22 protein-coding genes are annotated in these 24,323 nt (G+C 60.4%); 15 read left to right on the top strand and 7 right to left on the bottom strand.

Annotated features, from left to right (window positions below):
- Positions 1 to 78: 78 nt before the first annotated feature.
- Positions 79 to 900 (bottom strand): SDR family oxidoreductase, encoded by an 822-nt coding sequence (locus ASC90_RS22965; RefSeq protein ID WP_056545611.1) that lies wholly within the window; start codon positions 898 to 900, stop codon positions 79 to 81.
- A 194-nt stretch (positions 901 to 1,094) separates the two neighbouring features.
- Between ASC90_RS22965 and ASC90_RS22960 the strand changes: the two genes are divergently transcribed.
- From ASC90_RS22960 to ASC90_RS22940, 5 genes are all read left to right on the top strand, one after another.
- Entirely contained in the window at positions 1,095 to 2,315 is a 1,221-nt protein-coding gene (locus tag ASC90_RS22960) for an adenylate/guanylate cyclase domain-containing protein (RefSeq protein WP_056545609.1), read from the top strand.
- Between the two features lie 196 nt (positions 2,316 to 2,511).
- Positions 2,512 to 2,943, top strand: coding sequence for an OsmC family protein (locus tag ASC90_RS22955; protein ID WP_056545608.1), 432 nt, complete (start codon positions 2,512 to 2,514; stop codon positions 2,941 to 2,943).
- Between the two features lie 283 nt (positions 2,944 to 3,226).
- Positions 3,227 to 3,835 (top strand): TetR family transcriptional regulator, encoded by a 609-nt coding sequence (locus ASC90_RS22950; RefSeq protein ID WP_056545607.1) that lies wholly within the window; start codon positions 3,227 to 3,229, stop codon positions 3,833 to 3,835.
- Between the two features lie 56 nt (positions 3,836 to 3,891).
- Positions 3,892 to 5,028 (top strand): efflux RND transporter periplasmic adaptor subunit, encoded by a 1,137-nt coding sequence (locus ASC90_RS22945; RefSeq protein ID WP_056545601.1) that lies wholly within the window; start codon positions 3,892 to 3,894, stop codon positions 5,026 to 5,028.
- A gap of 27 nt (positions 5,029 to 5,055) precedes the next feature.
- Complete coding sequence (locus ASC90_RS22940) at positions 5,056 to 8,205, top strand: efflux RND transporter permease subunit (RefSeq protein ID WP_056545600.1); 3,150 nt, start codon at positions 5,056 to 5,058, stop codon at positions 8,203 to 8,205.
- A 52-nt stretch (positions 8,206 to 8,257) separates the two neighbouring features.
- Here ASC90_RS22940 and ASC90_RS22935 read toward each other — a convergent pair whose 3' ends face one another.
- The 3 genes from ASC90_RS22935 to ASC90_RS22925 form a co-directional block, all read right to left on the bottom strand.
- Positions 8,258 to 9,169 (bottom strand): ROK family protein, encoded by a 912-nt coding sequence (locus tag ASC90_RS22935; RefSeq protein ID WP_056545599.1) that lies wholly within the window; start codon positions 9,167 to 9,169, stop codon positions 8,258 to 8,260.
- A gap of 74 nt (positions 9,170 to 9,243) precedes the next feature.
- Positions 9,244 to 10,584, bottom strand: a complete 1,341-nt coding sequence (locus tag ASC90_RS22930; RefSeq protein ID WP_056545598.1) for a HAMP domain-containing sensor histidine kinase — start codon at positions 10,582 to 10,584, stop codon at positions 9,244 to 9,246.
- Positions 10,581 to 11,234: a response regulator transcription factor gene (locus tag ASC90_RS22925; protein WP_056545597.1), complete on the bottom strand. Its 654-nt coding sequence runs from the start codon at positions 11,232 to 11,234 to the stop codon at positions 10,581 to 10,583. Before ASC90_RS22925 ends, ASC90_RS22930 begins: the two co-directional genes overlap by 4 nt.
- 233 nt (positions 11,235 to 11,467) lie before the next feature.
- On the opposite strand from ASC90_RS22925, the gene ASC90_RS22920 reads away from it, so the two are divergent.
- The 8 genes from ASC90_RS22920 to ASC90_RS22885 all read left to right on the top strand — a co-directional run bounded on the left by ASC90_RS22920 (position 11,468) and on the right by ASC90_RS22885 (position 20,669).
- Positions 11,468 to 12,421 carry a sugar-binding transcriptional regulator gene (locus ASC90_RS22920; RefSeq protein ID WP_056545596.1) on the top strand — a complete coding sequence of 318 codons (954 nt, stop codon included), beginning with the start codon at positions 11,468 to 11,470 and terminating at the stop codon, positions 12,419 to 12,421.
- A 146-nt stretch (positions 12,422 to 12,567) separates the two neighbouring features.
- Positions 12,568 to 13,878, top strand: a complete 1,311-nt coding sequence (locus tag ASC90_RS22915) for a sugar ABC transporter substrate-binding protein (protein ID WP_056545595.1) — start codon at positions 12,568 to 12,570, stop codon at positions 13,876 to 13,878.
- Positions 13,879 to 14,015: 137 nt separating this feature from the next.
- Positions 14,016 to 14,888 carry a sugar ABC transporter permease gene (locus ASC90_RS22910; RefSeq protein ID WP_056545594.1) on the top strand — a complete coding sequence of 291 codons (873 nt, stop codon included), beginning with the start codon at positions 14,016 to 14,018 and terminating at the stop codon, positions 14,886 to 14,888.
- A gap of 1 nt (position 14,889) precedes the next feature.
- Positions 14,890 to 15,720, top strand: a complete 831-nt coding sequence (locus tag ASC90_RS22905; protein ID WP_056545593.1) for a carbohydrate ABC transporter permease — start codon at positions 14,890 to 14,892, stop codon at positions 15,718 to 15,720.
- Positions 15,721 to 15,738: 18 nt separating this feature from the next.
- The gene (locus tag ASC90_RS22900; RefSeq protein ID WP_056545592.1) at positions 15,739 to 16,737 is read left to right on the top strand and encodes an ABC transporter ATP-binding protein; all 999 of its coding nucleotides are present in this window, start codon (positions 15,739 to 15,741) and stop codon (positions 16,735 to 16,737) included.
- Positions 16,738 to 16,844: 107 nt separating this feature from the next.
- Positions 16,845 to 18,326: a mannitol dehydrogenase family protein gene (locus tag ASC90_RS22895; protein WP_056545591.1), complete on the top strand. Its 1,482-nt coding sequence runs from the start codon at positions 16,845 to 16,847 to the stop codon at positions 18,324 to 18,326.
- Positions 18,327 to 18,396: 70 nt separating this feature from the next.
- Entirely contained in the window at positions 18,397 to 19,086 is a 690-nt protein-coding gene (locus tag ASC90_RS22890; RefSeq protein ID WP_056545590.1) for an HAD family hydrolase, read from the top strand.
- Positions 19,086 to 20,669, top strand: a complete 1,584-nt coding sequence (locus ASC90_RS22885; protein ID WP_056545589.1) for an FGGY-family carbohydrate kinase — start codon at positions 19,086 to 19,088, stop codon at positions 20,667 to 20,669. The genes ASC90_RS22890 and ASC90_RS22885 overlap by 1 nt, the downstream gene beginning before the upstream one ends.
- Before the next feature lie 2 nt (positions 20,670 to 20,671).
- On the opposite strand, the gene ASC90_RS22880 is transcribed toward ASC90_RS22885, so the two are convergent.
- Entirely contained in the window at positions 20,672 to 21,526 is an 855-nt protein-coding gene (locus ASC90_RS22880; RefSeq protein ID WP_056545584.1) for a MurR/RpiR family transcriptional regulator, read from the bottom strand.
- Between the two features lie 228 nt (positions 21,527 to 21,754).
- On the opposite strand from ASC90_RS22880, the gene ASC90_RS22875 reads away from it, so the two are divergent.
- Positions 21,755 to 22,468: a sulfate transporter family protein gene (locus ASC90_RS22875; protein ID WP_056545582.1), complete on the top strand. Its 714-nt coding sequence runs from the start codon at positions 21,755 to 21,757 to the stop codon at positions 22,466 to 22,468.
- Between the two features lie 3 nt (positions 22,469 to 22,471).
- Here ASC90_RS22875 and ASC90_RS22870 read toward each other — a convergent pair whose 3' ends face one another.
- Complete coding sequence (locus tag ASC90_RS22870; RefSeq protein ID WP_056545577.1) at positions 22,472 to 22,897, bottom strand: VOC family protein; 426 nt, start codon at positions 22,895 to 22,897, stop codon at positions 22,472 to 22,474.
- Between the two features lie 82 nt (positions 22,898 to 22,979).
- Between ASC90_RS22870 and ASC90_RS22865 the strand changes: the two genes are divergently transcribed.
- Positions 22,980 to 23,558: a TetR family transcriptional regulator gene (locus ASC90_RS22865; RefSeq protein ID WP_056545575.1), complete on the top strand. Its 579-nt coding sequence runs from the start codon at positions 22,980 to 22,982 to the stop codon at positions 23,556 to 23,558.
- Here the strand turns inward: ASC90_RS22865 and nth are convergent.
- Positions 23,523 to 24,305, bottom strand: a complete 783-nt coding sequence (gene nth, locus ASC90_RS22860; protein WP_056545573.1) for an endonuclease III — start codon at positions 24,303 to 24,305, stop codon at positions 23,523 to 23,525. The genes ASC90_RS22865 and nth overlap by 36 nt on opposite strands.
- Between the last annotated feature and the right edge of the window lie 18 nt (positions 24,306 to 24,323).

Here is a 24,323-nt window from a genome sequence, read left to right as displayed (position 1 = left end):
TTGACGTTCTTCGTAAACGTAAACGGCAGCGCGTTCCAGAGCCCGGCACAGCAAAAAGTACCGGGCTCCGGCATTTTTTCAGAGCGCAGCGACGGGGTGCGGCGAACCGTCATAGGCACCCCAGATTGACTGGTCGAAGCAGATGACGGAACCGGTCATCAGGCCTGACTCGCTTGACGACAGATAGGCAACAGCGCGCGCCACCTCTTCCGGATCGACGAGGCGGCCAAAGGGCTGGCTGGCGGCGGCATTTTCCAGCCAGTCGGCGGGTGCGCCGTGATACTCCCTCTGGATGCGGTCTTCGCCCTCGGACGCCATCCAACCAATATTGAGGCCATTGACGCGAATGCGGTTGCGCAGGAGAGCGTAGGCGGTGTTCTTCGTCAGGGTCTCGAGCGCACCCTTGGAGGCGCAATAGGCAGCGATGAACGGCTGTCCTGCCTTGGCTGACATCGAGCCAATGTTGACGATCGTTCCCTCGATCTGTTCACGTCGCATGATCTTCACCGCTTCCTGCATCAGAAAGAATGGCGCGCGAACGTTGATGGCGAACATGCTGTCGAAGAGATCCGGGCTGGTGTCGAGGATTGTACCCCGGTCAGTGATCGCGGCAGCGTTCACCAGCGCATCGACGCGGCCGAACGTCTGGTCGCAGACTTGCACGACTTTGCGAGCATCTTCGACATTGCCGAGATCTGCCTTGACGTAGACGACCGTGGTGCCGCTCGCGGTGGAAATCTCCTCGGCCTTGGCCTTACCCTTCTCTTCGTTGCGGCCGCAGATGACAATGCCCTTGGCGCCGCGCTCCGCAAAGAGGCGGGCGATGGTGCTGCCAAGCCCTTGCGTGCCCCCGGTAACGATCGCGATCTTGCCGTCGAGACGGCTGTGGTCTGTGGTCATTTGGTTCCTCCCTGAGTAGTGGTTACGATAGGCAATAACCTCCCGCCAGACGAGAGGCAATTGCTGGCGGTTTCATAGCCTTTCACTGCCGGCACGCAGATGGTGTCGCCCGGAATAAGGAGGCCTGTCGAGGTTTGGCTTTCCCTAGCCAGCGAAATCAGGCTAGAAATTTTTGACACGCGAGGACGAGTGGCATGGAATACAGCGACATCGGAACTGTGGCTGCATGGCTTACGGAACAGGGCCTCAAAGGCGCTTCGGAAGCCGAATTGCTGACAGGTTTTTGCAACACCTGCCGCGAGTTCGGCCTTCCGCTCGACCGTGGCATGGCGCTTATGGACACGTTGCATCCGGTGCACGAAGGCCGGGCCTTCCGCTGGGACAGCCAGGAGGAGGTCGAAACGGAGTTCGAATACGGGCCGACCGGCAGCGAAGGAAACTCACTGGAGAATTGGCAGAAGTCGGCCTTCTATTACCTTTGGGCTGGGAACGAGAACGAGGTGCGCCGCCGCATCGGCCTTGGCGATCCGACCGACTTCGTGATGCTTGAGAAGATGGCTGCCGATGGTCACACTGATTTCATCGCTATGGTGCACCGCTTTGCCAAGGCCGGCACCATCGGTGAGATGGACTGTTTCTTCTCGCATTTCGCGACGCGCCGACCGGAGGGCTTTTCCGATCATGACCTTGTTATCCTGCGCAAGCTGGTACCGGTGCTCGCGCTGGCAATCAAATGCATCGCGCTCGGTCGCATCGCCCGGACGATCGCGGAGGTCTATCTTGGTGAGGACGCCGCCCGACAGGTGCTGGAGGGCAAGATCACGCGCGGCAAGTCGGAGCGGATTTCAGCCGTTCTCTGGTTCTCGGATCTGGTGAACTACACTAAGATTTCCGATAGCGCCTCGCCGGAGGAGATCCTGCCGATGCTGAACGCATACAGCGACGTCGTGATCTCGGCTGTGCACGAGGCAGGCGGCAATGTGCTGAAGCTGATCGGCGACGGTGTGCTTGCGATATTCAAGGCAGAAGAGCCGTCCGACGCGTGCCGTTCAGCGCTCGGTGCCGAGCGAGGTCTGCGGGAGAAGCTCGTCGCACTGAACGACGAGCGGGCTCTCGAAGAGCGTCCGACGACCGACGTCTACATCGGCCTTCACATCGGCGATGTGTTCTACGGCAATATCGGTAGTCAGGAACGACTCGACTTCACAGTGATCGGACCTGCCGTCAACGAGGTCAGCCGCATTGCATCGATGTGCCGATCGGTGGACTTCAACGTGCTAATGTCGTCCGATTTCGTCTCGACGCTTCCCGAAGCTGAGCGCGGAGCACTTGCCTGTATTGGTCGATACGCCCTGCGTGGCGTCCAAAGGCCGCAGGAACTCTACACGCTCGACACTGCGCGGCTGACGAGCTGAACTGGCGTGACCCTTAGTGTCGGCTCGCCCAACTTCGCATCCGAGCGTTTCGGCGGCGCAATCAAATTTTACAAGACTGTCGCCTTCCGGCTTTAGAAGATTATATCCAGCGGCGGAGGGGCACGTTGCGCCTCTTTGTCTACCGGCGCGGCTCGTTCGCTGCGTCCGCGGAAACCCAATTCAACAGGAGAACGGCATGCAGATCAATCGCACAGGCTCAGCGCAGTGGTCCGGTGGCCTCAAGGACGGCAAGGGGCAAATCTCGACCCAGAGTGGCGCGCTCAAATCCTATCCATACGGTTTTGCCAGCCGCTTCGAGGGTGTTCCCGGCACCAATCCGGAAGAACTGATCGGCGCCGCTCACGCCGGCTGCTTCACCATGGCGCTGTCGCTGATCCTCGATGAGGCCGGTTTGAAGGCGACCAGCATGGAGACGACGGCGAAGGTTACGCTGGAAAGCGTCGAGGGAGGTTTTGCGATCACCGCCATCCATCTCTCGCTGACCGGCAGCATCCCCGGCACAGACGCAGCGACGTTCACCGAGCTTGCCAACAAGGCAAAGGCGGGTTGCCCGGTTTCAAAGGCGCTTTCGGCTGTTCCGATCTCGCTCGACGTCAAGCTTGCCTGATCGGTGATACCTCCCGTGATTTTGTGTGCCGCGGCTTTCAGTGTCGCGGCACAGTCATCTTGCAACCAATTCCTTCCTTGAAGCGATCTTCGCTTGTCCTGTCCGGGACGAGCCCATCGCGGCATCCAAACAATTTCTTTTTGGCAGCTCTTCCTTATCCGGCGCTTCCTCCAGCGAACGGGCACTTTCTGCTGCATCGCAACTGATTGACTTAGGGTCTCTGATGGCTTACGACTGACGAAATTCAAAAATCGTCAGTCGTAAGCCAGGTGTGCGGAAGCCCATGAATGACATTGCGGAAAATGCTCTGGAATTGACCAGGCAGGAGAATGTAACGCGTATTCTCGATGCTGCCGAGCGGCTGTTCCGTCACTATGGCTACTCCAAGACGACGGTTGCAGATGTTGCCCGCGATCTCGGGATGTCGCCGGCCAACGTCTACCGGTTCTTCGCATCGAAGGTTGAAATCCACCAGGCCGTCTGCGGCCGGATGCTTGCTGCGGGCTATGAGCAGGCCTACCAGGTCTGCCATCTGCCCATCAGTCCTTCCGAGCGCCTCAGTCGTTTTGTACGCGGGCAGTACGAGATGACGGTAGAGACCATGCTCGATCAGGAGAAAGTCCACGAGATGGTGGTCGTCGCCATCGAGCGCGACTGGCACGTCATCGAAAAGCATATCGACAGCATTCACGATCTGCTTGCGGAGGTAATCCGCGAAGGGATCGAGGCCGGCGAATTCGCCGAACAGGATCCTGCCGTTGCATCGCGTTGCTTTGGCGCCGCAACGGTCACGCTCTGCCACCCACAGATGGTGGCTCAATGCCTTGCCAAGACCAACCGCGCGACGGTGGATGAACTGATCGATTTTTCGATCAGGGCGCTGAAGAAATAGCCCGACGGCAAAGCCGCCGCGCACCTCAAACACAAACGATTTCGGGAGTGCGAAATATGATTTCGCTGAAGACAGTCAAGTTGCCGTCCGTTGTCATTTTTGCGCTCTTCGGCGCAGCTACGCTCGCCCTTTCCGGCTGCAGCGATGAGAAGAAAGAAGAGACGAAGGAAATACTGCGGCCGGTCAAGGTGGTGGAGATCGCCAAGGCTGGCGACACGCGCGCGATCGACTATTCGGGCGCCGTGAAGTCGCGTGTCGAGATGAATCTCGGCTTCCGCGTTGCCGGAAAGATCACTGAACGGCTGGTCAATATCGGCGATCGCGTCAAGCCAGGCGATCTGGTTGCGCGCATGGATCCCACCGACTACGAGCTCGCGGTAAAGACCGCCGAAGCCAATCTCGCGGCTGCCGAAAAGGGTGTTGCCACTGCGGATCTTGCCAACAAGCGAGCGCGGCAGCTCTTCGACAAGAGCGTCACCGCCAAGTCCCAGATGGAACAGGCCTCGTTGAGCTACGACCAGGCGGTGTCGACGCGCGATGCTGCGGCATCCTCGCTGGACCAGACCAAAAACCAGGTGACCTATACGGAGCTCAGGGCCGATCAGGCCGGCATCGTTACGGCAATCAGCGCCGATGCAGGCACGGTCGTCGCCGCGGGGACCCCGGTTGCTGCCGTCGCGCTCGATGGCGAAAAGGAAGTGCAGATCGCGGTGCCGGAAAATGACATCGCGGAATTCAAGCCGGCCAAGGCCGTGAAGGCAAGCTTCTGGTCCGACAGCAAACTCGTGCTCGACGGCAAGGTGCGGGAAGTCTCCGGCAGTGCCGATGCGCAGTCGCGCACGTTTGCGGTTCGCGTCAGCCTTCCCAACGACGATCGCGTTCTGCTTGGGATGACGGCGACGATCGAAGCCGAAGTCAGCAATGCGAAAACCCACGTCGCGATACCACTTGCGGCGTTGGCCGAGAGGGATGGCAAGAAGATCGTCTGGGTGGTCGACCGCGACGCGCAGACCGTCCATGCGCGTGACATCACGGTCGGGGACTTCACCGGCAATGGGGTCAATGTTTCCGATGGCCTGAAGACCGGCGATCTCGTCGTTTCCGCGGGGACGCAGTTCATGACGGAGAACCTCAAGGTCAAGCTGCCAGACCAGCAGTCGGCGTCTGTCGAAACCGGCGACATCATTCGCTAGGCGCGGACAAGAGAGGGGAACGGGACCATGGACAATTCCACCACAGAAAAACGGCCCTTCAACCTGTCGCGATGGGCAATCGGGCATCCGAGCATCGCGCGCTTCCTGTTCGGCCTGATCCTGATTACCGGCGTGCTTGGCCTGATGCGTATGGGACAGAAGGAGGATCCTGACTTCACCTTCCGCGTCATGGTGGTGCAGGCCGTGTGGCCGGGCGCGTCGATCCAGGAAATGGAAGATCAGGTAGTCAACAAGATCGAGCGCAAGCTGCAGGAAACGCCGCATATCGATTGGGTCAAATCCTACACGCGTGCCGGCAGCGCGATCATTACCTTGCAGGTAAAGGGTGACACCAATGCGAACCAGGTCGCGGATGCCTTCTATCAGGTGCGCAAGAAGGTCGGCGATATTTCCAACGAACTGCCGCAGGGCCTGCGCGGCCCCTATTTCAACGACGAGTTCGGTGACACGTTCATCACGCTGCAATCGATCAGCGGCGATGGCTACAGCTATCCCGAACTGAAGAAATTCGCGATCAAGGCGCGCGACATGCTGTTGACGACGCCGGGCGTCGAGAAGGCCGTTATCATCGGCGACCAGCCGGAAAAACTCTACATCGACGTCTCGTCCAAGGCACTGGCCGAGCGAGGGCTCACGGTCCTTGATCTGCAAAACGCCATCAAGGGCCAGAACAACGTCGACCCGGCGGGCTCGGTGGACACCGGAACCCGCTCGGTCCGGATTGCCGTTGAAGGCGATGTCACGAAGGCTGCGGATATCCGCGAACTGCGACTGCGCTCAGGCGGCCAGGTGACACGTCTCGGCGATATCGCCACCGTATACTCCGGCCTTGAGGATCCATACCAGCGCAAGTATCGCTTCAACGGTCACGAGAGCGTCCAGGTCGGCGTCGTCATGGCCAAGGGTTTCAAGGTCACCGATGTCGGCAAGGACGTCGAGGCGACATACCAGCGCTTCGAGGAATCGCTGCCCTATGGCGTTGCCGTCGATCAGATTTCCAACCAGCCGGATGTCGTGACCGATGCTGTCAGCGAGTTCATGCATGCGCTCGGCGAAGCGTTGGTGATCGTGCTGATCGTTTCGTTCCTGTCGATCGGCTGGCGCTCTGGCCTGGTGATTGCGATCGCCATTCCGCTGGTGTTGGCTGCGACCTTCGCCATCATGTACGAACTCGGCATCGATCTGCAGCGCATCTCGCTCGGCGCCCTGATCATTGCGCTGGGCCTCCTGGTCGACGACGCCATGATTGTCGTCGAATTAATGGAACGAAAGCTGGAGGAGGGGCTCGTCAAGATCGACGCGGCGAGCTTCGCCTATTCCTCGACCGCTTTCCCGATGCTGACCGGTACGCTGATCACCACGGCGGGCTTCATTCCTGTCGGTTTCGCGGCATCGACCGCCGGCGAATATGTGCGTTCGCTGTTCTACGTCGTCGGCATTGCGCTGGTCGTATCGTGGTTCGTCGCGGTCTACTTCACGCCTTGGCTTGGCTACATGATCCTGAAGCAGCGCCACCATGCGGGCGAGCATCACGATGTCTTCGATACGCGCTTCTATCGACGTCTTCGGGCAACGGTCGGCTGGGCCGTGCGCCATCGCATCATCGTCATTGCCATGACGCTGATGACCTTTGCGACCAGCCTCTGGGCCTTCCAGTTCATCCCGCAGAACTTCTTCCCGCAATCGTCGCGCCCCGAAATCCTCGTCGATCTCTGGCTGCCGGAAGGCACCAGCATCAAGGAGGTCGAGATACAGGCGAAGGCGCTGGAAGCCAAGATAATGGACGACAAGGACAAGAAGTTCGTCGCCACCTATATCGGCGAGGGCGCACCGCGCTTCTTCCTGCCGCTCGATCAGCAGCTTCGCAATCCGAATTTCGCACAGCTTCTGGTCATGGCGAATGACGAGCCGGCCCGCGAGCGGATGATCGTCAAGTTGCGCGCAATTCTTGCGGAAGATTTCCCTGATATCCGCGGCAAGGTCGATCGTCTCTTCCTCGGCCCGCCGACGGGCTGGCCGGTGCAGATGCGGATCATGGGGCCGGACCGCCAGGAGGTGCGGAAGATCGCCGACGAGGTGAAGGCAAAGTTCCAGGCCAATCCGCAGCTCGGCGCAATTCACGACGACTGGCTGGAGCCGGTGCCTGCGATGAAGCTGGTGATCGACCAGGACCGTGCCCGCGCGCTCGGCGTCACCTCTCAGCGCGTCCGCCAGATGCTGCAGACCGCCGTGTCCGGTGCGCCGCTCGACGACTTCCGGGACGGCGAGGAGACGGTGTCGATCGTCGCGCGCGAGCCGGATGCCAGCCGTTCGCTGTTGTCCGCCGTGAACTCCGTCTATGTCCCGACGGACTTCGGCGGCTTCGTTCCGGTCTCGCAGGTTGCCAAGGTGGTGCCGGTGCTGGAGCAGGGTATCGAGTGGCGGCGTGATCGTCTGCCGACGATCACGGTGCGCGCGACGCTGCCTGACGACGTGCAGCCCAACGATGTTGCCATGAAGATGTATGCGGACATGAAGCCACTGCGTGACAGCCTGCCCGCCGGCTACAAGATCGAGATCCAGGGTGGGGCGGAGGACGCGGCCGAGAGCCAGGCGTCGATCGCCGCCAAGGCGCCGATCATGCTGGTCGTCATCGTGCTGCTTCTGATGGCGCAGCTGCAGCACTTCGGCAAGGCCATGCTGGTTCTGGCAACGGGCCCGCTCGGCATTATCGGGGCGGCTGCGGCGCTGCTGATCAGCGGTGCACCGTTCGGATTTGTCGCCATCCTCGGGGTCATTGCCCTGCTCGGCATCATCATTCGCAACTCGATCATCCTCGTTGACCAAATCGATCAGGATATCAAGGCGGGGATGGACCGACAGGAAGCGATCATCGGCGCCGCCGTGCGGCGCTTCCGGCCGATCATGCTGACGGCGCTGACGGCGGTGCTGGCGCTGATCCCGATCTCGCGCGGCGTCTTCTGGGGGCCGCTCGCCTACGCGATGATGGGTGGCATCCTGGTCGCGACGGTGCTGACCATCCTGGTTCTGCCGGCAGCCTACGCTCTGTTCTTCGGCAAGGAGCCGAAGGCGAAAGGCGAAGACGATGCCGGTCGGGCAAGCGTCGACGACGAGGACGCCGACGACCGCTATCCGCCGGCCCAGGCTGCCGAATGAAAATGGGAAATGGCGCGGTGCAAATCGCGCCATTTTCGTCACTGGGTGAGACTCAGGCTGCCTCTGCCTTCAGTCCCAGCAGTGCTGCACCAATCAGGCCCGGCTCAACGCGGCATTCGCTGCAAACGACGAGCGGACGCTCGAATTTGCGCAGGATCCGCTGCCTGACAGCCCTGTCGAGTTCGGCAAGCAGCGGTTCGACGTTGGAGAGACCACCGCCGACCGGAACAATGGTCGCGCCCGTGATGTTGATCGTCAGTGCGAGGGGCGAGGCGACGAGATCAATGAAGACGTCGATGGTGCGCGCGGCTCGCGGCTCGCCCTTGAGCCAGTCATCGATGATCTCCTCGCTGGAAAAATCCAGATTGTGCAGGGTCTTGTGCAGGCGTTCGAGGCCGCGGGCGCCACCGACGGTGTCGACGCAGCCTTTCTGGCCACAGCCACAAGGGTAGGCAGGGATCTCGACGGGCGGGTTCCCGGCATGCGAAGCGAGGATCGGCCCATGCCCCCATTCGCCGGCAAAGCCGCCCGCTTCGTTGATCAGTCGGCCATCCGCGACAAGACCGCCACCGACGCCGGTGCCGAGGATGGCGCCGAGGACGATGCGATGACCGCGACCAGCGCCCAGGCCCGCTTCCGCTATGGCGAAGCAATCGGCGTCGTTGGCAATGAGAACTGGTAGGCCGAGTGCCGCTTCGAGGTCCGCGGCGAGATTGCGACCGTGGATGCAAGGAATGTTGGCGCAGGTCAGCCGCTGCGTGTCGGGATCGACGACACCGGCAATCGAGAAGGCAAGGCGGGTCGGTTGTTGACCAGCCTCGGCGATGAAATCGCGAAGCGTTGCGACAAAGGCGTCGAAGTCGTCCCTTGGCGTAGGGCGGCGGCCAAGTGGTGTGATGTCGGCTTCCGAGCGAGCCACGCCACCCTTGATGGCGGAGCCGCCGATGTCGAAAGAGATGATCATTCGGTTTCTACCGGTTCGATGGACCCTGCGTCTGCTCGCACCGTTCCGCCCAATTTGCAAGCCAATTTCCTGGCTCAGCCCGGCAGGCTTATTCTTGCCTCGAAGCCGGTTGCCTCGCCACTCGCCGGCGACAGCAATTCCAGAGTGCCGCCCATCTGCGAGACGATACGGTCGGCGATCGCAAGTCCCAGTCCGGAGCCCGAGGCGCTGGTCTCGCCCCGGCGAAAACGCTTCTTGAGCGCGGCAATATCCATCTCGCGAACCGCCGGCCCGTCATTGATGATGCGAATGATGCCGTCGCTTTCCAGCGTGACGGTCACCGGCAGGCCGGGGTCGCCGTGGACCAGCGCGTTTTCGATGAGATTGCGGGTGACAATGCCGAAACCGTCCATGTCGGCGTTGCGGATCAGCGTCGCGCCCGGTCTGGCGGAGTAAAGCAGTCTGCCTTGTGTACGGCTGTCGCGCTGAAAGTCCGCGACAATCATGTCGAGGACGGGACGGAGGTCGGCAGCCGTCGCGCTGCCGCCGATGCCGGCTTCGGCACGCGAGAGTTGCAGCAGTTTTTCGGTCAGCCGTCCGAGATTGACGAGCGAAGTCTCGACCTGATCGGCCCGCGTCCGCGCGATACCAGGCGGAAGCTCCTCGGCAAGCCGTTGGGTCTGCGCAAGTGCGCCGGCGATCGGTGTCCTGAGTTCGTGAGCGCTATTGGCAGTGAACTCGCGCTCCGCCTCGAGTGCTGCGCGCAGACGACTGAGCAGGAGATTGACGGAGTGAGCGATCGGCTTCAGTTCTCTGGGCAGATCGCTGCCCTTTACGGCGGCCATGTTGCCGCTGTCCTTCGCCCCGATGTCCTGCCGCAGCGTATCGATTGGCTTGAGCGCACGTCCCACGAGGAACCAGATTGCAAAAATGCTCACCGGGATCAGTGCGATCAGAGGGATGAGCAGTGTCACGGCGCTTTCGCGGACAGCCTCGCGGCGGTTGGTGAAGCGATCGGCAACCTGTAGGAACAGAGAGCCGTCGGCCGTCATTTCGGTATAGATTCGTGCATTGGGCGTGTCATGGAATCCGGTCACCAGCGGTGCATCGAAGGGCTCGGCCGCAGCATCGTTCGAGCGCAGCACCACCCGTCCCGATGCATCGCGCACCTGGTATGTCAGGTACTCGCGGCTCGCCGCCGTATTTAGGATGGCAACGCTGCGCGGGTCGGTTTCCGTGCTTTGATTGAGATCGTCCAGGATCAGAGCGAGCAGGCGCTGTGTCGTTTCCTGCTGGGCACTATCAAAAATTTCGGCGAATTCATGCTGCATCACGCGGAAGCTGAGGCCGATCGCCGCGAGCCAGAAGACGACCATCACCGTCGTCAGCGCGAGGATCAACGGGCGGGTGATGCTGCGCTCGTATTTCTTCCTCATCCGAGTGTGTAGCCGATGCCGCGCGCCGTGCGGATTCGGTCCTTGCCGATTTTCTTGCGCAATCGGCTGACGTAGACTTCGACGGTGTTGCTTTCGATCTCCGAGCCGAATGCGTAGAGAGCTTCCTCGATGCGGAGCTTGGGAACAATCGCGCCGGGACGAGCTGTCAACAGGTCGAGCACCGCCCATTCGCGGCTCGTCAGGATGATTGTTTCTCCGGCCACCGAGAGCTTGTGCAAGGGGCGGTCGATCTCGATGTCCGAGATGCGCAGGACAGGATGCGGGTTGGCATCATAGCGGCGCGCCACCGCCATGATGCGGGCTTCCAGTTCGCCGAGATTGAAGGGTTTCACCAGATAGTCGTCCGCGCCGGCATTGAGACCTTCGATGCGGTCGGAGATCTGGTCGCGAGCCGTCAGGATAATCACCGGCGTTTTTGCGTCGCGGGCGCGAAGACGACGAAGGAAGTCGATGCCGCTCCCATCCGGAAGCTGCAAGTCGAGGAGGATCAGTCCGTAGTCGATCGGCCGGGCCGCTGCATCGGCGTCGGCGAGATTACGGACCCAGTCCACGGCGTGATTGGCGGCTTTGACATGGTCGCGCACCGCCTCACCGATCATCTTGTCATCTTCAACCAGCAGAATTCGCACAGTTTTTCCCTCAACGACAGTTAGCGCGCGGCCGGACCTTCGGTCAAGCAAGGCTTCCTCGCCAAAGATGGCAGTGCGATGACGCTCTCCCCCAACATCAACCGTTCAAAATCGATTGTGCATTTTCTCAATGCACTCGACATTTGCCCGAATTCTGTTTTCATCTGGCGCAACTTGAACCCGAACGTCACTTCTCCGGCAGGTCGCCGGTCCAGCATGCACGGTAGCTTTTAATGGTGAAGAGATCCGAGACCCCGGGACGACTGGATGACGCGGCGCGCGCCGGCTGGCTCTACTACGTTGCTGGGCGAACGCAGGACGAGATTGCTGCCTCGATGGGAATTTCGCGACAATCGGCTCAGCGACTGGTCTCGCTTGCCGTCGCCGAGCGGCTGATCAAGGTCCGGCTCGACCATCCGATCGCCGCTTGTCTCGAGCTAGCCAATGCCGTGCGAAAGAAGTTCAATCTGAAACACGTGGAGGTCGTGCCGAGTGATCCGGGCTCGGGTTCGATGACGGTGGGCATCGCCGAGGCGGCGGCCGCCGAGATTGAGCGATGGCTGAAGCGCTCGGACCCGATCGTGGTTGCGGTCGGCACGGGGCGGACGCTGAAGGCGGCGGTCGACCAGCTTCCCAAAATCGAATGTCCCAACCACCGCATCGTATCGCTGACCGGCAATATCGCGCCGGATGGCTCGGCAGCGTACTACAACGTCATCTTCAGCATGGCGGATGCGGTGAAGGCCCGGCATTTTCCGATGCCGTTGCCGGTTCTGGTAACCTCGGCCGACGAACGGGAGACGCTGCACGGTCAGCAGTTGGTGCGCGCAACGCTGGAAATGAGCGCTCAGGCCGATGTCACCTTCGTCGGTATCGGCGAACTCGGCATCGATGGCCCTCTGTGCGTCGATGGATTCCTCGAGAAAGACGAGATGATGGAGTTGATGCGCAACGGCGCCGTCGGCGAGATCTGCGGATGGGTTTTCGACAGCGAAGGCCGGCTTCTCGACAATCCGATCAACGAGCGTGTCGCCTCTGCGTCCATCCCCCCGCGCGAATCATCCACGGTGATCGGAATCGCCAAGGGAAAGCGTAAATTCAAGGCGATCAAGGCTGCTTTGACGGGACATCAAATCAACGCTCTGATCACCGACGAGGAAGCGGCTGAATTTTTGCTCAAGCCGTGAGCAAAAATATTTTCTTTTGAAATCAAATTGATGGCTGTTTTCTTCGCTGTCGCAGCAACGATTGGTGATTGACTTTTGTTGCGCCAGGATGAGTAATTGCCCATGAGCAAAGCGAATGCTCGCAATCCATCTTCTGGGAGGAAGATATGACATTGAGAACTTTTCTGCTGGGCGCCTGCTCGGCACTGGCGTTTGCCGGCATGGCTTCGGCCGAAACGCTGACAATCGCGACCGTGAACAACGGCGACATGATCCGAATGCAGAAGCTGACGGATGACTTCAAGGCCAAGAACCCAGGTATTGATCTCGAGTGGGTAACGCTCGAAGAGAACGTCCTGCGCCAGAAGGTCACGACTGATATCGCGACCAAGGGCGGCCAGTACGACGTGCTTACCATCGGTACCTATGAAGTTCCGATCTGGGCGAAGCAGGGTTGGCTTCTGCCACTCGACAATCTTGGCGCCAACTACGATCCGGATGATCTGCTGCCGGCAATTCGCAGCGGTCTGACCACGGACGGCAAGCTCTATGCCGCGCCGTTCTACGGCGAAAGCTCGATGGTCATGTACCGCAAGGACCTGTTCGACGCTGCCGGCCTTAAGATGCCTGATGCACCGACCTGGGATTTCATCGCGGACGCCGCGAAGAAGATCACCAACAAGGACAAGGAAATCTACGGTATCTGCCTGCGCGGCAAGGCCGGCTGGGGTGAGAACATGGCCTTCCTGACGGCTATGTCGAACTCCTTCGGCGCCCGTTGGTTCGACGAACAGTGGAAGCCGCAGTTCGATCAGCCGGAGTGGAAGGACACACTGAACTTCTACGTCAACCTGATGAAGGAAGCCGGCCCTCCCGGTGCCTCGTCAAACGGCTTCAACGAAAACCTGGCGCTCTTCCAGACGGGTAAGTGCGGTATGTGGATCGATGCGACGGTTGCTGCGTCCTTCGTCAGCAACCCGAAGGAATCGACCGTCGCCGACAAGGTCGGTTTCGCTCTGGCTCCGGACAAAGGCCTCGGCAAGCGCGGCAACTGGCTTTGGGCCTGGAACCTCGCCATCCCGGCGGGCTCGCAGAAGGTCGAAGCGGCTGAAAAGTTCGTCGCCTGGGCAACGAGCAAGGACTACACCAACCTCGTCGCCGAAAAGGAAGGCTGGCTGAATGCACCTCCGGGTACTCGCTCTTCGCTTTATGCGAACGCCGAGTACGAGAAGGCAGCACCGTTCGCGAAGATGACACTTGAGAGCATCAACGCGGCGGATCCAACCAAGCCGACCGTCAAGCCGGTCCCCTATGTCGGTGTCCAGTTCGTCGCCATTCCTGAATTCCAAGGCATCGGCACGGCGGTCGGCCAGCAGTTCGCAGCAGCTCTTGCCGGCCAGGTCTCGGTCGACCAGGCTCTGCAGAGCGCACAGCAGCTGACCACCCGCGAAATGACGAAGGCTGGCTACATCAAGTGATAACCTCCTGAGAAGGCGGGGCGTTTGACCTCTCCGCCCATCTGGGTCGCCGATTTGCCCGAATTGCGTCGGCGGCCCTCTTTTTTGCTTAGCTGCCCTGCAGCCGTTCACCCCTCCTGACATGATCGGTCGTCGCCATGGCAACGTTACACACCCGCTCCGCAGCGCGAATGATGATCGCACCGTCCGTTGTGCTTCTCTTCCTGTGGATGATCGTCCCGCTCGCGATGACGATCTATTTCTCGCTGCTGAACTACAATCTCCTCAACCCGGGAATGGAAACCTTCGTCGGCTTCCTGAACTACCAGTATTTCCTGACGGATCCGGCATTCTTCGCGGCGTTGATCAATACGCTGTTGCTGGTGCTCGGCGTTCTGCTGATCACCGTTGTGGGCGGCATTCTTTTTGCGCTGCTGCTCGACCAGGACATCTATGGTCAGGGGATCGTGCGCATATTGGTGATCGCACCCTTCTTCGTGATGCCGACAGTTGCCGCACTCGTCTGGAAAAACATGTTCATGAACCCGGTCAACGGGCTCTTCGCGCATCTTGCCAAGGCGGTCGGTCTGCAGCCTTTTGACTGGCTTGCAAATGCGCCCCTGTTCTCGATCATCCTGATCGTTGCCTGGCAATGGTTGCCCTTTGCGACACTCATCATGCTCACGGCGCTGCAGTCGCTCGACGAAGAGCAGAAGGAAGCCGCCGAGATGGACGGCGCCGGCCCGATCTCGAAGTTCATCTACATCATCCTGCCGCACATGGCGCGCGCCATCACCGTGGTGATCCTGATCCAGACGATCTTCCTGCTCTCCGTGTTTGCCGAAATCCTGGTCACCACGAATGGCGGCCCCGGCACGCAGAGCACGAACCTCACCTACCTGGTCTATGTGCAGGCGCTTCTGCAGTTCGATATCGGCGGCGCTTCGGCGGGTGGTATCGTCGCTGTCATCCTTGCCAATATCGTCGCGATCTTCCTTGTCCGCCTTGTCGGCAAGAATCTGGAGGCTTGAGATGGCTAGAAAAGTCACAACCCAGCGCAAGGTGGTGATGACCGCCATCGCCTGGACGATCGGCATCCTGATCTTCTTTCCGATCCTTTGGACGTTCCTGACGAGCTTCAAGACGGAGGCCGATGCTATCGCCTCTCCACCGCAGTTCCTCTTCTTTCATTGGACGACGGAGAACTACGCGGAGGTGCAGTCGCGGTCGAACTACCTGAGCCACTTCATGAACTCGGTGATCATCTCGTTCGGCTCGACGCTGATCGGACTGATTATCGCCATCCCGGCCGCTTGGGCCATGGCGTTTTCGCCGACCAAGCGGACCAAGGACGTGTTGATGTGGATGCTGTCGACAAAGATGATGCCGCCGGTCGGCGCGCTGATCCCGATCTACCTGATGTTCCGCAACACGGGCCTGCTGGACAGCCGCCTGGGACTGGTGATCGTCCTGACGCTGATCAACCTGCCGATCATCGTCTGGATGCTCTATACCTACTTCAAGGAAATCCCTGGCGAGATCCTTGAAGCGGCCCGCATGGATGGCGCCTCGCTTGCCAAGGAAATCATCTACGTGCTGACGCCGATGGCGGTGCCGGGTATTGCGTCGACGCTTCTTCTCAACGTCATCCTGGCATGGAACGAGGCCTTCTGGACGCTGAACTTGACCGCTTCAAAAGCAGCACCGCTGACGGCCTTCATTGCCTCTTATTCCAGCCCCGAAGGCCTGTTTTACGCCAAGCTTTCCGCAGCATCGACCATGGCGATTGCCCCGATCCTGATCCTCGGCTGGTTCAGCCAAAAACAACTCGTCCGCGGCCTGACTTTCGGCGCGGTGAAATAAGAAACAAGGGAGAGAAACATGGGCAGCATTACCCTTCAGAAAGTTTCGAAGGTCTTCGGCGAAGCCAAGGTCATCCCTTCGATCGACCTCGAGATCAAGGATGGCGAGTTCGTCGTCTTCGTTGGCCCGTCGGGTTGTGGCAAGTCCACACTGCTCCGACTGATTGCCGGGCTCGAGGATGTCACCGGCGGCAAAATCGTCATCGATGGCAAGAATGCCACCGAGACGATCCCGTCCGAGCGAGGGCTGGCGATGGTGTTCCAATCCTATGCGCTCTACCCGCATATGAGCGTGCGCAACAATATTGCCTTCCCGCTGAAGATGGCTGGCATGGACAAGGCGGAGATCGACCGCAAGGTAAACGACGCGGCACGGGTACTCAACCTCACAGACTATCTGGAACGCAAGCCGCGCCAGCTTTCGGGCGGCCAGCGCCAGCGCGTCGCCATCGGCCGCGCCATTGTGCGCAAGCCTTCGGCGTTCCTGTTCGACGAGCCGTTGTCCAACCTCGATGCCGCGCTCCGCGTCAACATGCGCCTTGAGATCAGCGAACTGCACCAGCAGTTGAAAACGACGATGATCTACGTCACCCACGACCAGGTCGAGGCCATGACGATGGCCGACAAGATCGTGGTGCTGAACCGGGGCAATGTCGAGCAGGTTGGCTCGCCTTTGGAGCTTTACAGCAAGCCGTGCAATCTGTTCGTTGCTGGCTTCATCGGTTCGCCGAAGATGAACTTCATCACCGGCCAGACTGCGGCCGCCCAAGGTGCTCACACGATCGGAGTTCGGCCCGAACATTTGCTGCTTTCGACCGAAAGCGGGGACTGGAAGGGCAGGGTGATTGTCGCCGAGCACCTTGGCTCGGACACCTTCCTGCACGTTGACGTCGAGGGACTGGGCCAGATGACGGCCCGGGGCGACGGCAATTTCCCGGCACGGGCGGGCGACACCGTCTATCTGACACCGGACAGGACGCGCATTCACAAGTTTGGCGAAAACGGCCTCGCCATCTGAGCCGCGGGTCGGCGGGCTGGGACGACAAGTGTGCACCGGACAACAGTGCCCGGCGCCGCGAAACCGGGGCTGCATGGTGGCCTCGAGACCTTCAAGAGGACTGAGACATGACGTGCAAACTATCGCTGGCAACGCTTTCCGAAGCGGCAAAGACGGCCGCCATACCGGCCTATCAGCGTGCGTCGCTGACGGCGGGTATCGTGCACTTCGGCGTGGGGAATTTCCACCGCGCCCACCAGGCGATCTATCTCGACGATCTTTTCAACAAGGGTCAGGCCTACGACTGGGCGATCATTGGCGCCGGCATCCTGCCATCCGATGCGGCCATGCGCGAGAAGCTCGCTGCCCAGGACTTCCTGACAACGGTTGTCGAGCAGGACAACAACAAGACAGCGGCGCGCGTTACCGCGCCGATGATCGACATTCTGCCGGTTGGCGATTCCAAGACGATCATCGCCCAACTCGCCGATCCCACGATCCGTATCGTTTCGATGACGATCACCGAGGGTGGCTATTTCATTGATGCCTCGGGCAGATTCAACCCGTCGCACCCCGCGATCGCAGCCGACGGTCGGAACCCGTCGGATCCGAAGACGGTGTTCGGCCTGATCGTCGCCGGCCTCAAAGCCCGCAAGGACAAAGGCCTTGTGCCTTTCACCGTGATGTCGTGCGACAACATTCCGCACAACGGCATCGTGACCGCGAATGCCGTCGTCGGTACGGCGAACCTTTCAGATCCCGCCTTTGCCGACTGGATCAAGGCCAATGTCGCCTTCCCGAACGCAATGGTTGACCGAATCACACCGGCGACGGGTCAACGCGAGATCGACCTGCTGAAGGATGCATTCGACATCGAGGACAATTGGCCGGTCTATTGCGAAGAGTTCAAGCAGTGGGTGCTGGAAGACAAGTTCACAGCCGGCCGGCCGGCACTGGAAAATGTTGGCGTGACCTTCGTTCCCGACGTGACGCCCTATGAGCACATGAAAATCCGCATCCTGAACGGCGGCCATGCGGCAATCGCCTATCCGGCCGCGTTGATGGATATCCACTTCGTCCATGGCGCGATGGAAGACCCGTTGATCCGGGCCTTCCTCGCAAAGCTTGAAAAGGATGAGATCATCCCGATCGTTCCGCCGGTTCCGAATACCTCGCTGACGGACTATTTCGCGCTGATCGAGCATCGGCTTCTCAATCCGAAGATCGCCGACACCATCCCGCGTCTGGCGCAGGACGGCTCCAACCGCCAACCGAAATTCATTCTTCCTTCGACGCTCGACAATCTGAACAAGGGTCGGGACGTCGTCGGCCTCGCGTTGGTCTCGGCACTGTGGTGCCGCTATTTCGCCGGGAAGACCGACAGCGGCAAGGACATCGTCTTCAACGATGCCAGCGCCGACCGCTTGCATGCCGCGGCGCTGAAAGCCAAGGCCGATCCAATGGCCTTCCTCGCTTTCGACGACATTTTTGGAGAGGTGGCGAAGTCTGAGCTCTTCCGGAAACGCTTCTCGCACGCCCTGAAAACTCTGTGGGAAAAGGGCACACGCGAGACCCTGCAGATCTATCTCGACGACAAGCTCGCGGTGTAAGGATGGAATTGCGGCGCGGGTGCCGCTGCACGCGGCGCGCGGCGCGCATCACACTTTGATTGGGTCTCCCATGGCTGACGCTGAAACACGGCTGGTCATTTTCGATTGCGACGGCGTTCTGGTCGACAGCGAGCCAATTTCGGTCAGCGTCCTCGTCAAGGCGATGAACGATCTCGGAGTGCCGATCACCGAGGATGAGGTCTATGGACGCTTCCTCGGACGCAGCCTTGCAACCGTTATCGATACGATGAAAAACGAATACAAGGTTCATCCCGGCGATGCGTTCCTCGAACAGATCCGCACCGATCTGTACGCCCGTTTTCGCAAGGAGTTGAAGGCGATCGACGGCATTGCGGCAACCATCGACGAGCTTGACATTCCTTGTTGCGTGGCCTCCTCCAGTCAGGTCGAACGTATCCGGCTGTCGCTGACGGTCACCGGCCTGATCGACCGGCTGCCGAATATTTTCAGCGCGACGATGGTCAGGCATGGCAAGCCGGCACCGGATCTCTTCCTGCATGCGGCACGCGAAATGCATGTCGATCCAGTCAATTGCGTGGTCATTGAAGACAGTCCAGCCGGCATCGAAGCCGCCAAGGCGGCCGGGATGACGGTGTTTGCCTTCACGGGCGGCTCGCACGCCAATTTCCCCGGCTATCGTGCTGAACTTGACCGGTTATCGCCCGAGGCGGTGTTTGACGCGATGCCGGATTTGATACACCTTGTCCGAAAACATAATCAGGACGGGATGCACCTTTAATGCCTCAGCATGTGGTCGCGGTCGATATCGGCACGGGCAGTGCGCGCGCCGGCGTTTTCGACGCCCGTGGCCTGCTGCTGGGCAAGGCCGAGCACCCGATCATCATGAACCGGCCGCGTGAAAACCATGCCGAGCACGATTCCGAAGACATATGGTCCGCCGTCTGCATCGCGGTGCGCAAAGCCATGGAGCAATCCGGCGCGCCGCCCGCATCGGTCGGTGCGATCGGGTTCGATGCGACCTGTTCCCTCGTGGTCCGCGATATCGATGGCGGGCAGATCAGCGTTTCAACAGGCGGAGAACGACGCTTCGACACGATTGTCTGGCTCGATCATCGCGCACTGAGGGAAGCCGACTTCTGCACCGCGACCGGACATGCGGTCCTTGAGCATTCGGGGCATTTCATGTCGCCGGAGATGGAAATGCCGAAGCTGATGTGGCTGAAGCGGAAGCTACCCGGCACCTGGACCAATACCGGTTATCTGTTCGACTTGTCGGATTTCATGACCTGGAAGGCAACGGGGTCGCTGGCGCGGTCGCGTTGCACGTTGACGGCGAAGTGGAATTATCTCGCGCATCTCGAGAACGGGTGGCAGCATGACTTTCTCGAGCGGATCGGTCTGTCCGATCTGCTCGAGCGCGGCAGTCTGCCGGCCGAGTCGGTTCCGGTCGGTCAAAGCGTCGGAACGCTGACGCAGGAAGCGGCATCGGCGCTCGGCCTGACGACCGAATGCCATGTGTCGGCGGGTATGGTCGATGCCTATGCCGGTGCGCTCGGCACGCTTGGTGGCAATGCGCACGATCCCGATCTCCTGGAGCGCCAGCTGGCGCTTATTGCCGGCACGTCCAGCTGCATCGTCTCGTTCTCGCGGGAGCGAAGGCCTAGCCACGGCATGTGGGGGCCTTACTATGAGACCGTGTTTCCCGGTTCATGGCTCGTCGAAGCGGGCCAGTCCGCGACTGGCGCGCTGCTCGATCACATTGTTCGCATGCATGCAGCCGGTGGCGAGCCGACGGCGGTACTGCATCAGAAGATCGTCTCGCGCATCGCACAGCTGCGCACTGAAGAGGGCGCCGCATTCGGTGCTCGCCTCTTTGTGCTGCCGGATTTTCACGGCAATCGATCGCCGCTCGCCGATCCTCATGCGGTCGGCGCCGTCAGCGGCCTCACTCTCGACACGTCCTTCGATGGGCTTTGCGCGCTTTACTGGCGCACTGCGGTAGCGATCGCACTCGGCATCCGCCACATCCTCCAGCAAATGAAGGCATATGGCTATGCGCCCGACACGCTTCATGTCGCCGGCGGGCATGTGAAAAATCCGGTGCTGATGGAGCTCTATTCGGATGCTACCGGCTGCAAGGTTGTCGTGCCCAAAATGAATGAAGCGGTGCTTCTTGGCACCGCGATGGCGGCATCGGTGGCCTGCGGTTTGTACAGTGATCTCGCGGCGGCCGGCACTGCCATGTATCCTGGCGGCGAGGAACGATCACCCGATGTCGCCAAGCAGCCACTCTACGACCGGGAGTACCGTCGGCTGCTAGCGATGTATCGTCATCGCGCGGAACTGGAAGCGATGGAGTAGCTCTATCGCGTGCCGCTTTCGCCCATGATGCCACCAAATTCGGCCATACGCCGGCCGCGGGCAACGGCTTCCTCGCCTGCGTCGGCGATGACGGCCTTTGCGAGGCAGTCGAGCAGGGCCACCAGCGATGGCAAGTTGTCGTCATCCGCCGTGCGAGGCGGTGGCAAGGTCAGAGCGAGGTTGGCCTGGTCCGGAATCCAGTTCGAGCCCTGAGCCGTGATCAGGAGGACCTTGTATCCATAACGCCGTGCGGTACGCACCAGCAGGCGGGCCTTTCCGAAACGACGACAATCGACGACAATGAGAAGCGCGTCGTTGCCGTCAATCCGAGCGAAAAGCTCGGCAAAGCGGCTCCCGGTACCATCCAGCGCCTGCACGCCATCGCGGGCTTCGGTCAACCGTTGACCGAAGTGTGATGCAAAGCCGGACATCCGTGCATGTGTGGCAATATAAACTTCCCGGGCTGCGCCGATCATCGAGACGGCCTCTTTCCATTGCTGCTGGCCGGTCAGATGATAGATGTAGTGAAGCGCCTGGATCTGCTCCGAGACAAGCACAGCCAATGGCTTGCCGGCCGACGCATCGGTTTGCAGTTCGGTCAGCGACGCCTGCAGTTGAGTCGGCGAAATCGTCGTCGTGTCGCGTATGTGGATCTTGACGCTATCCAGGCCCTGGTAGCCGAGCGCGCGCAAAAAGCGTCCCACCGTCATCGGGCTAAGATCCAGTCGATCGGCGACTGATGCAGCGGTCTCGAACGGCAAATCGTTCAAGTGTTCCGCGAAATATTTGGCGATGCGCCGCTCAGCCGGAGTGCCAGACTTGGCGTATTGGCGGAGCTTGTGAACGAAGTCTTCCACGGCAGCCGTCCTGATCTTCCCGGAAGCATTTATGAGATGCGCGAGGGCAATCGTGCCGTTCGCAACTAATCCACAAGCTGCGTCTCAGGCTCAAGCAATTTCAGATGATAGATGACTATATATTAATATAAATTTTGCGACAAGATTTGCGTTCATTCCGGCGCTTTATTTCAGCCTTGCCGTTCATTCGTCCGATTCCTACATGGTTGATACAACCGGAGACGCCAGATGATCTTCCAAGCCGCCCGCCTGTCTGCCGCCAATCTTTTCGCGCCGGAAACGCGCTCGGTCTTCTGGAAGGTGCTGGGCCTGACACTACTCGTTCTTATCGGCCTCTGGCTGGCGCTGCGCAGCATCTTTATATCGGTCGTGTTTCCATGGGTCGCCGCGTTCCTTCCGGCGATGCCGGACTGGGCCGGCTGGCTTGGCTTCGTGCTGGCGATTGCCGCTGCTATCGGGCTTGCCCTCGGGTTGGCGCTGCTTCTTTCGCCGGTGACAGCCCTGATCGCCGGTCTGTTTCTCGATGACGTGGCCGACGTGGTTGAGAGGCGCGATTACCCCGACGACGTGGCAGGCAACGCCATGCCGCTTGGGCCCGCATTGTTGAGTTCGGTGAAGTTTCTGGGCGTCGTCATCGCCGGAAATATCATCGCACTCGCCTTGCTTTTCGTGCCCGGCGTCAATCTGATCGCGTTCTTCGTGGTGAATGGCTACCTGCTCGGGCGGGAATTCTTCGAGTTTGCCGCGATGCGCTTTCGTACGCCGGACGAGGCGCGGCTGTTTCGTGCCAAACACGCATCCACGGTATTTCTGGCGGGACTCGTCATTGCCGCTTTCCTGGCGGTTCCGATCGTCAATCTGCTGACGCCGCTTTTTGCCGCGGGCATGATGGTTCACCTGCACAAGTTGCTGTCGAGGAAGGAACTCGGCGTTCGCGTTTGACGCTCACGCCGGCAATGCCGAGCCGTCATACATCGCGGCATACTCCGGGCTCGGCGGGATCGGCCTGATGATGTCGATCAAAACGCCGTTGGGGTCGGCGGTGATGAAGTGGCGTTGCCCGAAATCCTCGTCGCAGATTTTCTTGAGAATCGGCAGTCCTTCGCGCCGGCAATCGTCGTAGATGCCGTCGACATCCTCGACCTCGAAGTTCAGCAGCAGGCCGGAGACCTTGCCGCGCGCGACGGTTGGGATGGTCTCGTGGCTGCCATCCAGCACCGCCAGAGTGACATGCTCGTCTTCCTTTGACCGCAGATGGACATACCAATCGCTCGTGAACAACGGCTCAAAACGGAAGTATGCGCAATAGAAGGCCGCCGTACCGACCACATCGCCTGTCATGATGACGGGGTAATAGCTTGTCGATTTCATCTTGCCTCCGTTCGAAAATTACATACAGTTTGCATGTTTCAAATAATTATCATACGTGCAGTATGTATGTAAAGAGAGAACCATGAGCCGAAGCAACCGGGAGCGCACAGAGCAGACGAAGCAGGCATTGATCGATGCGGCGCGGAAGTTGTTCGTCGAAATGGGATACGCAGATACCGGAACGCCCGATATTGTTGCGACGGCCGGCGTCACCCGCGGCGCTCTCTACCATCATTTCGAGGACAAAAAGGCCTTGTTCCGTGCGGTGGTCGAGCGAGAGGCCGTGGCAGTCGCGGAAGCCATCGACGCCCGCTCCAGCGGTTCGGCGACTCCCCGGCAGGCGCTGCTTGACGGTGCCAGTGCCTATTTCGACGCCATGGCCGAAAGTGGGCGAACGAAACTGTTGCTTCTCGAGGCGCCGGCTGTGCTGGGCCAGCTGGAGGCTGGGAGTATCGATGAAGAAAACGCCGAGGCCACCCTGCATCGCGGGCTGGCAGCGTTTCTTCCCGGCGCCGACCCGATGCTCCGCCCCGTGACTGATTTGCTTTCCGCTGCCTTCGACCGCGCGGCTATCGCCATTGCTGCCGGCGGGAGGCGGGCAGACTATGAGCGGGCAATCGCCGCCCTACTCGACGGCCTCGCCGATCATCTGCGGCGGTAGTTCGACCAGTGGCGCCGGGATGTCGCAGGTCTTTTCCGGCGACCTGCAGATGTCGGCAATGACGCAGCGCTCACATTCGGGACGGCGTGCCTTGCAGGTGTAGCGGCCATGCAGGATCAGCCAGTGGTGGGCATGATAGAGGTAGTGCGTGGGGATCACCTTCAGCAGGCGTTTCTCCACTTCGTCGGGCGTCTTACCTGGCGCGAGCCTGATACGGTTGGCGATGCGTAAGATGTGGGTGTCGACTGCTATCGTTGCTTGGCCGAAGGCCATCGATAGCACCACGTTTGCCGTCTTGCGGCCGACACCGGGAAGCATCACTAATTCGTCGCGGGTCCGCGGCACAACACCGCCGAAGACATCGACCAGCATTCGGGACAGCGCGATGACGTTTTTCGCCTTGTTGCGATAGAGGCCGATCGTCTTGATGTTGTCGCGTACCGTTTCCTCGCCGAGCGCCAGCATCTTCTCCGGCGTATCGGCCACCTTGAACAGCGCCCGCGTCGCCTTGTTGACGCCTGCATCCGTTGCCTGCGCCGATAGCGCCACGGCGACGACGAGGGTGAAGGGGTTGGTGTGTTCCAACTCGCCTTTCGGCTCCGGCCGCTGGATCGAGAAGCGCCGGAAGATTTCCTCCCGTTCCGCTTGGGTATAGGCAGAGCGGAACGTTACCGGTTTTTCTCGGCGAACGGTCACCTTCGAATTCTGCGACGATGTGGTTGCGGATTTGAGTTTCGGATTGGGCATGGCCAATCTATACTCGCC

It is taken from the genome of Rhizobium sp. Root1220, from assembly GCF_001426265.1.
GTDB lineage: Bacteria > Pseudomonadota > Alphaproteobacteria > Rhizobiales > Rhizobiaceae > Rhizobium.
The sequence above is the reverse complement of the archived record's forward strand: the minus strand, read 5'-3'. Positions and strand labels throughout refer to the sequence as shown.

What these genes read in the sequence shown, in the direction of transcription:
- ASC90_RS22940 (WP_056545600.1), top strand. Translation starts at nt 5,056, where the DNA reads ATGGACAATTCCACCACAGAAAAACGGCCCTTCAACCTGTCGCGATGG.
- ASC90_RS22900 (WP_056545592.1), top strand. Translation starts at nt 15,739, where the DNA reads ATGGGCAGCATTACCCTTCAGAAAGTTTCGAAGGTCTTCGGCGAAGCC.
- nth (WP_056545573.1), bottom strand. Translation starts at nt 24,305, where the DNA reads ATGCCCAATCCGAAACTCAAATCCGCAACCACATCGTCGCAGAATTCG.
- ASC90_RS22955 (WP_056545608.1), top strand. Translation starts at nt 2,512, where the DNA reads ATGCAGATCAATCGCACAGGCTCAGCGCAGTGGTCCGGTGGCCTCAAG.
- ASC90_RS22875 (WP_056545582.1), top strand. Translation starts at nt 21,755, where the DNA reads ATGATCTTCCAAGCCGCCCGCCTGTCTGCCGCCAATCTTTTCGCGCCG.
- ASC90_RS22870 (WP_056545577.1), bottom strand. Translation starts at nt 22,897, where the DNA reads ATGAAATCGACAAGCTATTACCCCGTCATCATGACAGGCGATGTGGTC.
- ASC90_RS22945 (WP_056545601.1), top strand. Translation starts at nt 3,892, where the DNA reads ATGATTTCGCTGAAGACAGTCAAGTTGCCGTCCGTTGTCATTTTTGCG.
- ASC90_RS22905 (WP_056545593.1), top strand. Translation starts at nt 14,890, where the DNA reads ATGGCTAGAAAAGTCACAACCCAGCGCAAGGTGGTGATGACCGCCATC.
- ASC90_RS22935 (WP_056545599.1), bottom strand. Translation starts at nt 9,169, where the DNA reads ATGATCATCTCTTTCGACATCGGCGGCTCCGCCATCAAGGGTGGCGTG.
- ASC90_RS22885 (WP_056545589.1), top strand. Translation starts at nt 19,086, where the DNA reads ATGCCTCAGCATGTGGTCGCGGTCGATATCGGCACGGGCAGTGCGCGC.
- ASC90_RS22920 (WP_056545596.1), top strand. Translation starts at nt 11,468, where the DNA reads ATGGTGAAGAGATCCGAGACCCCGGGACGACTGGATGACGCGGCGCGC.
- ASC90_RS22950 (WP_056545607.1), top strand. Translation starts at nt 3,227, where the DNA reads ATGAATGACATTGCGGAAAATGCTCTGGAATTGACCAGGCAGGAGAAT.
- ASC90_RS22890 (WP_056545590.1), top strand. Translation starts at nt 18,397, where the DNA reads ATGGCTGACGCTGAAACACGGCTGGTCATTTTCGATTGCGACGGCGTT.
- ASC90_RS22895 (WP_056545591.1), top strand. Translation starts at nt 16,845, where the DNA reads ATGACGTGCAAACTATCGCTGGCAACGCTTTCCGAAGCGGCAAAGACG.
- ASC90_RS22865 (WP_056545575.1), top strand. Translation starts at nt 22,980, where the DNA reads ATGAGCCGAAGCAACCGGGAGCGCACAGAGCAGACGAAGCAGGCATTG.
- ASC90_RS22915 (WP_056545595.1), top strand. Translation starts at nt 12,568, where the DNA reads ATGACATTGAGAACTTTTCTGCTGGGCGCCTGCTCGGCACTGGCGTTT.
- ASC90_RS22965 (WP_056545611.1), bottom strand. Translation starts at nt 900, where the DNA reads ATGACCACAGACCACAGCCGTCTCGACGGCAAGATCGCGATCGTTACC.
- ASC90_RS22910 (WP_056545594.1), top strand. Translation starts at nt 14,016, where the DNA reads ATGGCAACGTTACACACCCGCTCCGCAGCGCGAATGATGATCGCACCG.
- ASC90_RS22930 (WP_056545598.1), bottom strand. Translation starts at nt 10,584, where the DNA reads ATGAGGAAGAAATACGAGCGCAGCATCACCCGCCCGTTGATCCTCGCG.
- ASC90_RS22960 (WP_056545609.1), top strand. Translation starts at nt 1,095, where the DNA reads ATGGAATACAGCGACATCGGAACTGTGGCTGCATGGCTTACGGAACAG.